The organism is Serratia sp. PF-27, assembly GCF_030053255.1.
In the GTDB taxonomy this organism is placed as follows: Bacteria; Pseudomonadota; Gammaproteobacteria; order Enterobacterales; family Enterobacteriaceae; genus Serratia; species Serratia bockelmannii.
Window position 1 is genome coordinate 66,836 of record NZ_JASGBT010000003.1, and the last position, 8,962, is coordinate 75,797.

Sequence of the window (8,962 nt, forward strand, 5' to 3'; positions counted from 1 at the left end):
TATGGTGGCAGAACTGACCGCGCTGCGCGATCAAATCGACGAGGTGGACAAAGCGTTGCTGGATCTGCTGGCGAAACGCCTGCATCTGGTAGCGGAAGTGGGGGAGGTGAAAAGCCGCCACGGTTTACCGGTTTATGTGCCGGAGCGCGAGGCGGCGATGCTGGCCTCGCGCCGCCAGGAGGCGGAAAACCTCGGCGTGCCGCCGGATTTGATCGAGGACGTCTTGCGCCGTGTGATGCGCGAATCGTACGTCAGCGAGAACGATAAAGGTTTTAAAACTCTGTGCCCGCAGCTGCGGCCGATCGTCATCATCGGCGGCAACGGCCAGATGGGCCGGCTGTTCAACCGTCTGCTGACGCTGTCGGGTTATCAGGTCAGGGTATTGGATCAGGAAGATTGGCCGCAGGCGGAACAGCTGTTGGCGGATGCCGGTATGGTGATTGTCAGCGTACCGATCCACGTGACCGAGCAGGTGATAAGCCGCCTGCCGCCGTTGCCTGACGACTGTATTCTGGTGGATTTGGCGTCGGTGAAGAATCGTCCGCTGCATGCGATGTTGGCGGCGCACAGCGGCCCGGTGGTGGGGTTGCATCCGATGTTTGGTCCGGACGTGGGCAGCGTGGCGAAGCAGGTGGTGGTTTACTGCGATGGCCGCCAACCGGAGGCTTACCAATGGCTGCTTGAACAGCTGCAGGTGTGGGGGGCGCGGCTGCATCGTATCAGCGCGGTCGAACACGATCAGAATATGGCGTTTATTCAGGCGCTGCGGCACTTCGCCACCTTCGCCTACGGGCTGCACCTGGCGGAAGAGAACGTGCAACTGGAGCAGCTGCTGGCGCTCTCCTCGCCGATCTACCGGCTGGAGCTGGCGATGGTTGGCCGCCTGTTCGCGCAGGATCCGCAGCTGTACGCTGACATCATCATGTCGTCGGAAGAAAACGTGGCGCTGATTAAGCGTTACTACCAGCGCTTCGGCGAGGCGATCAAGCTGTTGGAGCATGGCGACAAACAGGCGTTTATCGATAGCTTCCGCAAGGTAGAGCATTGGTTCGGCGATTACGCCCAGCGCTTTCTGGTGGAGAGCCGCACGCTGTTGCGGCAGGCTAACGACAGCCGGCAGTGAAACGCGGGCAGTAAACGTAAAGGGTTCGGCCAAGCCGAACCCTTTTTTATGGTTTCAGGATGGGTTGACCGGCACCACGGTGTCGCTCGGGTAACAGCCCAGCACCTTCAGCGAGCGGGTGATTGGCGTCAGATCGCGCAGCGCTTTTTGCATCGCCTCGGCGCGTAGGTTGGCCTGCACATCGATATAAAACATCTCTTCCCACGGATTGCCGTTGATCGGGCGTGACTCCAGCTTGGTCATGATGATGCCGTTGTCGCGCAGTACCAGCAGCGCTTCGACCAGTGCGCCGGATTGTTGGCCGGTCGCCATGATCAGCGTGGTTTTGGCCGGCACCTGTTCGGAGACGTCGATCGCTTTGCGCGCCAGGACGATAAAACGGGTGATGTTCTGCTGCTGGTTGGCGAGGTTGTGTTCCAGCACCTGCAGCCCATACAGTGCGCCGCCGGCTTCGCTGCCCAGAGCAGCCACCTTCGGCGAATTCAGCTTGGCGACTTTCTCCATCGCGGCCGCTGTGCTTTCAGTGTATTCGATTTTCCAGTGTGGGAAGCGGTTCAGGAACTGACTGCACTGCTGGAACGGTTGCGGGTGGCTGTAGACGGTTTCAATCTGGCTCAGATCGCTGTCGCCGGCAATCAGAACGCAGTGGTTGATCGGGTTGGTCAGTTCGCCGACGATCGACAGGCTGGTGTGCTGCAGCAGATCGTACACCTCGTTAATCGACCCGGAGCTGGTGTTCTCGATAGGCAGAATCGCATAGTCCGCCTGGCCGGTTTCCACCTGGGTGAAGATATCCTGAAACTTCTGGCAGCCGCATTCGATCAGCTGATCGAAGTGGCGGGCAGCGTATTGGCGTGCTGCCAGATGTGAGTAAGAGCCTTTTGGGCCGAGGAAGGCGATGCGGGCGGAATGTTGGCTGACGGGGTTGAGCTGGTGCTGTAGCAACGCCTGCTGGGTCAGGACGGAATCTTCGATGATCAGTTGAAACAGGCGGGTGACGTAAAAGCCGTCCAGGTCGTAAGGCTTGGCGGCGGCGATCAGCGCATCCAGCAGATCGCGCTCGCGCTCTTTATCGCGGATCGGGCGATGAGAGTGCAGCTTGGTCTTGCCGACTTCGATCGCCAGCTCACGGCGTTCCGCCAGCAGGGCCAACAGTTTCAAGTCCAGTGCGCTGATGCGCTCGCGCAGCACCAATAACGGGTTGTCAGTCATAATCAGCTTCCGCCTTCAGTTCTTATTCGTTGTAAAACAGCCATAAAAAAAGCCTCCTGTTTCCAGGAGGCTTTGTTGTTCGTCTTCGCATTCTTTCTTACACGACGAAACGCCTCCCAGTCAGGGGAAGGTAAAAAAGAATGCGAAGAAAAACGGTGTGCGTGGCATGGTCTACCTAAGGTTAATGCGAACAGGTTTTAAAGTAACCGCTGGCTTTTACCCCGTCAACAAAAATACCCGACAAAAAACGCGCCCTCGGGCGCGTTTGATGCGGCAATCGCTGTCGGACGGTTATTCCTGCTCTTGCGTGACTTCCGGCACGATGTCTTTCACGCTGGCATTGCAGCGGCGCGCTTCGCCTTTATGCTGCACCTTGTTCAACTGGCGTTCCAGCTTGGCGATCAGCTCATTAACGGCGGTGTACATGTCATCATGTTTGGCGCTGGCGACCAGCGGGCCGTTAGGCGTGGTAATGGTAGCGTCGGCGACAAACCCCTGCGGTTCTTTAGATAAGACGATATGTGGGTTTATCAGCTGGGTCTGCCATTTTTCCAGTTTGGTGAGACGGTCTTCGACGTGATTGCGGATTGCGGGAGTGATATCCATTTGTTTGCTGGTAATGTTCAATGTCATATAACTTACCTCTCTGTCTTTCCGTCTTGGTGAACCCAGCATACCCCGCTTTTTGTTTAAATGCGTGATGTAAATCACGATTTTTTGTCACTTTTTGCAAAGTTAGTTCAATCTGTGATTCAGCATTTGAATTGGCTATCTAATGCTTGAGAGTTGCCGCCGGATGGCGCATTATCGATGAGTTGACCGGTGAGGAGCGCTAGCTAACACCGTGTTTTTACTTGTGTATTTTTCCAGTGAAAACCAGGTCGACGCCAATGAAAACGGCAGCCGAGGCTGCCGTTTTGTTTTTCTGCCGTTACCGACGCGCGCTTATTGCGGGTTGGCGGCGATCACTTTGGCCACTTTGTCAGCCTGGCCGTTCAGCTGCAGCTGCTTGTAGGCATTTTCCATCAGCGGCAACACGTCGTGCGTCGCTTTGGTATCCGGGAATTCACGCAACATCTGTTCGGCGCGATTAACGACCGCGACGTAAGCACCGCGTTTAGTGTAGTATTCCGCCACCGAAAGCTCATACTTGGCCAAGCGGTCTTTCAAATACACCAAACGCTTGTTGGCGTCGGTCGCGTATTGGCTGTTCGGGTATTGCTGAATCAACTGGCTGAAGTCGCGGAACGCAGCGCGAGCGTGCTGAGGATCGCGGTCAGAACGGTCAACCCCGAAGAAGCCCTGCAGCGCGCTGTCATCGAGCGCCATGTCGGTCAGGCCGCGCATGTACATCACGTAATCGATGTTCGGGTGCGTCGGGTTCAGACGCATGAAGCGATCGATGGATGCCTGAGCCATCGGCAAGTCGGCGGCCTTATAGTAGGCGTAAATCAAATCCAGCTGGACCTGCTGGGAATACGGCCCGAAAGGATAGCGGTTATCTAACGCTTCGAGTTGCGTAATCGCGCCCTTGAAGTTACCGTCCTGCAGTTTTTGCTGCGCGGTAGCATAGATTTCCGAAGGTGGGTTGTCGGGAACCGCATCCTTGGATGTGGAGCAACCTGCCAGCGCCAGGCTCAACGTGGCTGCCGCCACCAGATATTTCATACGCGTCATGACGTTTTGATTATCCTCAGGGTGTTATTCCGGGAGACTGTCCGTTAAGCTCCCGACAAAGACCAGGTACAATAGCACATTATATTAAACGGCATCGCCGTGAAAACCCAACGTTAACGAAGAAGCTGCATATGGCACAACAAGTACAACTCACCGCAACGGTGGCCGAATCTCAACTCGGACAACGTTTAGATCAGGCTTTGGCCGAATTGTTCCCTGATTATTCACGATCTCGCATAAAAGAGTGGATCCTGGGCGATCGGGTGAAGGTCAATGGCAAAACGTCAAACAAACCGAAAGAGAAGGTGCTGGGCGGAGAGACAGTCGCCATCGATGCACAGATTGAAGAAGAGGCGCGTTGGGAGCCACAGGATATCGCGCTGGATATCGTCTATGAAGACAGCGACATCCTGGTGATCAACAAGCCGCGCGATTTGGTGGTGCATCCCGGCGCCGGTAACCCGGACGGCACGGTGCTCAATGCGCTGCTGCATCACTATCCGGAAATCGCCGACGTGCCGCGTGCCGGCATCGTGCACCGTCTGGATAAAGACACCACCGGCCTGATGGTGGTGGCGAAAACCGTGCCGGCGCAAACCCGGCTGGTGGAGGCGCTGCAGGCGCGCGAAATCACCCGTGAATACGAAGCGGTGGCGATCGGTACCATGACCGCCGGCGGTACGGTAGAAGAGCCTATCGCGCGCCACTCCACCAAGCGTACCCACATGGCGGTGCACCCGATGGGTAAGCCGGCGGTAACGCATTACCGCATCATGGAACACTTCCGTGCGCATACTCGCCTGCGCCTGCGCCTGGAAACCGGCCGTACTCACCAGATCCGCGTGCACATGGCCTATATCAGCCATCCGCTGGTGGGCGATCCGCTGTACGGCGGCCGTCCGCGTCCGCCGAAGGGCGCTTCGGAAGCCTTCATCAGCACGCTGCGCGGTTTTGATCGTCAGGCGCTGCACGCCACCATGCTGCGTTTGTACCATCCGATCAGCGGCATCCAGATGGAGTGGCATGCGCCGCTGCCGCAGGACATGGTCGATCTGATCAATGCGCTGAAGGCGGACACCGAAGAATTCAAAGATCAGATGGACTGGTAATGAACGCGCTCATTCTGCCCGACTGGCCGTTTCCTCCCGGTGTTAAAGCTTGCAGTACCACGCGCGGCGGCGGCGTCAGCCTGCCGCCTTATGACTCGCTGAACCTCGGCACTCACGTGGGTGACGAGGAGCAAGCGGTGAAGCGCAATCGGGAAAGGGTGGTTACCGCCGCCGGCTTGCCGCAGATGCCGGTATGGCTCGAGCAGGTACATGGCACCCGTGTGGTGACGTTGACGGGGCAAGCGCCCGCCGATCTGCGGGCGGATGCGGTGTACAGCAACGTGCCTGGGCAGGTGTGTGCCGTGATGACGGCGGATTGTCTGCCGGTGCTGTTCTGCTCGCAGAACGGCGATGAAGTGGCCGCCGCTCATGCCGGTTGGCGTGGGCTATGCCAGGGCGTGCTGGAACAAACCGTGGCGGCGTTCACCGCCGCACCGGGCCAGATCAGCGCCTGGTTGGGGCCGGCGATCGGCCCGCAGCAGTTTGAAGTCGGGCCGGAGGTGCGTGCCGCCTTTATCGCGGAAGACGCCGAAGCCGAGGCTGCCTTTACGCCGCATGGCGATAAGTTTTTGGCTAATATCTACTTACTGGCTCGCCAACGTTTGTTGCGGGCAGGCGTGCAGGCCATCTATGGCGGCGACCGCTGCACGGTTAACGAAAAGAGTCATTTTTTCTCCTATCGACGAGATGGAATAACCGGACGTCTGGCAAGTTTAATCTGGCTGATATAACCTATTGAATTAGGACGATCCAACGACGCATGGCGTTGTACCGAAAATTTAGCGTCGAGATAACCTTGAAAATTTGAGGGATGACCTCATTTAATCTCCAGTAGCAATTTCGACCCATCTTGGAGGTGTTATGCGTCTGGATCGTCTTACCAACAAATTCCAGCTTGCCCTCGCCGATGCCCAGTCACTAGCCCTTGGGCACGACAACCAGTTTATTGAACCGCTACATCTGATGAGCGCCCTGCTCAATCAGGAAGGGGGCACGGTTCGTCCACTATTAACTTCCGCAGGTATCGATGCCGGGCGTGTGCGCACCGAGATCGAACAGGCGCTGTCCCGTTTACCGCAGGTAGAAGGCACCGGTGGCGACGTTCAACCGTCCCATGAGCTGGTGCGCGTCCTGAACCTGTGCGACAAGCTTGCGCAGAAGCGCGCGGACAAATTCATTTCTTCCGAGCTGTTTGTGCTTGCGGTGCTGGAAGATCGCGGCTCGTTGACCGACTTGTTGAAAGCGGCCGGCGCGACGGCCGACAAAATCAGCAAAGCCATTGAACAGATGAGAGGCGGTGACAGCGTGGAAGATCAAGGCGCCGAAGACCAACGGCAAGCATTGAAGAAATACACTATCGATCTGACCGAGCGCGCCGAGCAGGGCAAGCTTGATCCGGTGATCGGCCGTGACGAAGAGATCCGCCGCACCATCCAGGTGCTGCAACGTCGTACCAAAAACAACCCGGTGCTGATCGGCGAGCCTGGCGTGGGTAAAACCGCCATCGTCGAAGGCCTGGCGCAGCGCATCATTAACGGCGAAGTGCCGGAAGGGCTGAAGCACAAGCGCGTATTGTCCCTCGATATGGGCGCCTTGATCGCCGGGGCCAAATATCGCGGCGAGTTTGAAGAGCGTCTGAAAGGCGTGCTCAACGATCTGGCCAAGCAGGAAGGCAGCGTTATCCTGTTTATCGACGAACTGCACACCATGGTCGGCGCCGGTAAGGCGGATGGCGCGATGGATGCAGGCAACATGCTCAAACCGGCGCTGGCGCGCGGCGAGCTGCACTGCGTCGGCGCGACTACGCTCGACGAGTATCGTCAATATATAGAGAAGGATGCGGCGCTCGAACGTCGTTTCCAGAAAGTGTATGTGGCGGAGCCGAGCGTGGAAGACACCATCGCTATCCTGCGCGGCCTGAAAGAGCGCTATGAACTGCACCACCATGTGCAGATCACCGACCCGGCCATCGTGGCGGCGGCAACGCTTTCGCACCGCTATATCGCCGATCGTCAATTGCCGGACAAGGCTATTGACCTTATCGACGAAGCGGCGTCCAGCATTCGCATGCAGATGGACTCCAAGCCGGAGTCGCTCGACAGGCTTGAGCGCCGTATCATCCAATTGAAGCTGGAACAGCAGGCGCTGAATAAAGAGTCTGACGACGCCAGCAAGAAACGCCTGGACATGCTCAGCGATGAGCTGGGGCAGAAAGAGCGCGAATATTCTGAGCTGGAAGAAGAGTGGAAAGCGGAAAAAGCGTCGCTCTCCGGCACCCAGAACATCAAGGCTGAACTCGAGCAGGCCAAAATCACCCTGGAGCAGGCGCGCCGCGTCGGCGATCTGGGGCGGATGTCGGAACTGCAGTACGGCAAGATCCCTGAGCTGGAGAAACAGCTCGCCGCCGCTACGCAGGCCGAAGGCAAGAGCATGAAGCTGTTGCGTAACCGGGTGACCGATGCGGAGATTGCTGAAGTGCTGGCGCGTGCCACCGGGATCCCGGTGGCCAGAATGCTGGAAGGTGAGCGCGACAAGCTGCTGCGCCTGGAGCAAGAACTGCATTCGCGAGTGATTGGCCAAGACGAAGCGGTCAGCGCGGTCTCCAATGCGATCCGCCGCAGCCGTGCGGGGCTGTCCGATCCTAATCGGCCGATCGGTTCGTTCCTGTTCCTCGGCCCGACCGGGGTGGGGAAAACCGAGCTCTGCAAGGCACTGGCTTCGTTCCTGTTCGACAGCGACGACGCTATGGTGCGTATCGATATGTCCGAGTTTATGGAGAAACACTCCGTGTCGCGTCTGGTCGGTGCGCCTCCAGGTTATGTCGGTTATGAAGAGGGCGGCTACCTGACGGAAGCCGTACGTCGCCGGCCTTATTCGGTGATTCTGCTGGATGAAGTCGAGAAAGCGCATCCGGACGTGTTCAATATTCTGTTGCAGGTGTTGGATGACGGCCGCCTGACCGATGGTCAAGGCCGTACCGTCGATTTCCGCAATACTGTGGTGATCATGACGTCCAACCTGGGGTCCGATCTGATCCAGGAGCATTTCGGTCAGATGAACTACGCGCAGATGAAAGAGTCGGTGATGGAGATGGTGAGTCACCACTTCCGTCCGGAGTTCATCAACCGTATCGACGAAGTGGTGGTGTTCCACCCGCTGGGCGAGAAACACATTGCCGCGATCGCCAAGATTCAGCTGTCGCGTCTGTACAAGCGTTTGGAAGAGCGCGGTTACGAAGTGACCATGACCGAACCGGCCCTGGCTCTGTTGAGCAAAACCGGTTACGACCCTGTATATGGTGCGCGTCCGTTGAAACGCGCTATTCAGCAGGAGATCGAGAACCCGCTGGCGCAGCAAATACTGTCCGGCAAGCTGATCCCTGGCAAGCTGGTCACGTTGGATGTGGAAAACGACCATATCGTTGCACGCCAATAACGGCAATCGAGCGTAATAAAGATGAAAGGGAGCGGGTGACCGCTCCCTTTTCTTTATCTCCGTTTGTCCCTATTTACAGGGTTTGCCGCTATTACTGTGTTAAAACCGGTATTTTTTGACTAATAAACATCCTAAAAAGGCATTTTTGGTGATTATTTGAACGCTTGAAAAGTTTTTTGCATTTAGGGGTTGCGGCCCGCCGAGAACTCCCTATAATGCGCCTCCACTGACCGGGAACAACGACTGACAAGCCGCCGGGTCAGCGAGAAGAAAGCGAAATAAACGCTTGACTCTCAGGGCGAAAAGCGTAATATACGCAGCCCGCGCCGATGAGTTTCTCGGCACTGCTCTTTAACAATTTATCAGACAATCTGTGTGGGCACTCCACAAGACGATATCCAGCATC

At 57.2% G+C, this 8,962-nt stretch carries 8 protein-coding genes and 1 other annotated feature; of the genes, 4 read left to right on the forward strand and 4 right to left on the reverse strand.

The genetic code is table 11. The features are described from left to right. Position 1 precedes the first annotated feature (1 nt). Positions 2-1,123, forward strand: a complete 1,122-nt coding sequence (tyrA, locus tag QMZ29_RS01300) for a bifunctional chorismate mutase/prephenate dehydrogenase (protein ID WP_016929015.1) — start codon at positions 2-4, stop codon at positions 1,121-1,123. A 54-nt stretch (positions 1,124-1,177) separates the two neighbouring features. On the opposite strand, the gene pheA is transcribed toward tyrA, so the two are convergent. The 4 genes from pheA to bamD all read right to left on the reverse strand — a co-directional run bounded on the left by pheA (position 1,178) and on the right by bamD (position 4,012). Then, on the reverse strand, positions 1,178-2,335 hold the full coding sequence (gene pheA, locus QMZ29_RS01305; RefSeq protein WP_025301644.1) for a bifunctional chorismate mutase/prephenate dehydratase: 1,158 nt from the start codon (positions 2,333-2,335) through the stop codon (positions 1,178-1,180). Between the two features lie 42 nt (positions 2,336-2,377). Beyond that, positions 2,378-2,504 (reverse strand) — a sequence feature (Phe leader region). Then, on the reverse strand, positions 2,456-2,503 hold the full coding sequence (locus QMZ29_RS01310; RefSeq protein WP_101428074.1) for a hypothetical protein: 48 nt from the start codon (positions 2,501-2,503) through the stop codon (positions 2,456-2,458). It overlaps the preceding feature by 48 nt. Positions 2,505-2,626: 122 nt before the next feature. Further along, positions 2,627-2,968, reverse strand: a complete 342-nt coding sequence (raiA, locus tag QMZ29_RS01315) for a ribosome-associated translation inhibitor RaiA (protein ID WP_004932457.1) — start codon at positions 2,966-2,968, stop codon at positions 2,627-2,629. 312 nt (positions 2,969-3,280) lie between these two features. After that, a complete protein-coding gene (gene bamD / locus QMZ29_RS01320; protein ID WP_004932456.1) occupies positions 3,281-4,012 on the reverse strand; it encodes an outer membrane protein assembly factor BamD in 732 nt (243 codons plus the stop codon). Between the two features lie 131 nt (positions 4,013-4,143). Here bamD and rluD point away from each other — a divergent pair, with 131 nt between their 5' ends. From rluD to clpB, 3 genes are all read left to right on the forward strand, one after another. After that, positions 4,144-5,121: a 23S rRNA pseudouridine(1911/1915/1917) synthase RluD gene (gene rluD / locus QMZ29_RS01325; protein WP_149570770.1), complete on the forward strand. Its 978-nt coding sequence runs from the start codon at positions 4,144-4,146 to the stop codon at positions 5,119-5,121. After that, a complete protein-coding gene (gene yfiH, locus QMZ29_RS01330) occupies positions 5,121-5,852 on the forward strand; it encodes a purine nucleoside phosphorylase YfiH (protein WP_261427495.1) in 732 nt (243 codons plus the stop codon). Before rluD ends, yfiH begins: the two co-directional genes overlap by 1 nt. Positions 5,853-5,982: 130 nt before the next feature. After that, positions 5,983-8,556, forward strand: a complete 2,574-nt coding sequence (gene clpB, locus QMZ29_RS01335) for an ATP-dependent chaperone ClpB (RefSeq protein WP_025301647.1) — start codon at positions 5,983-5,985, stop codon at positions 8,554-8,556. Positions 8,557-8,962: the final 406 nt, after the last annotated feature.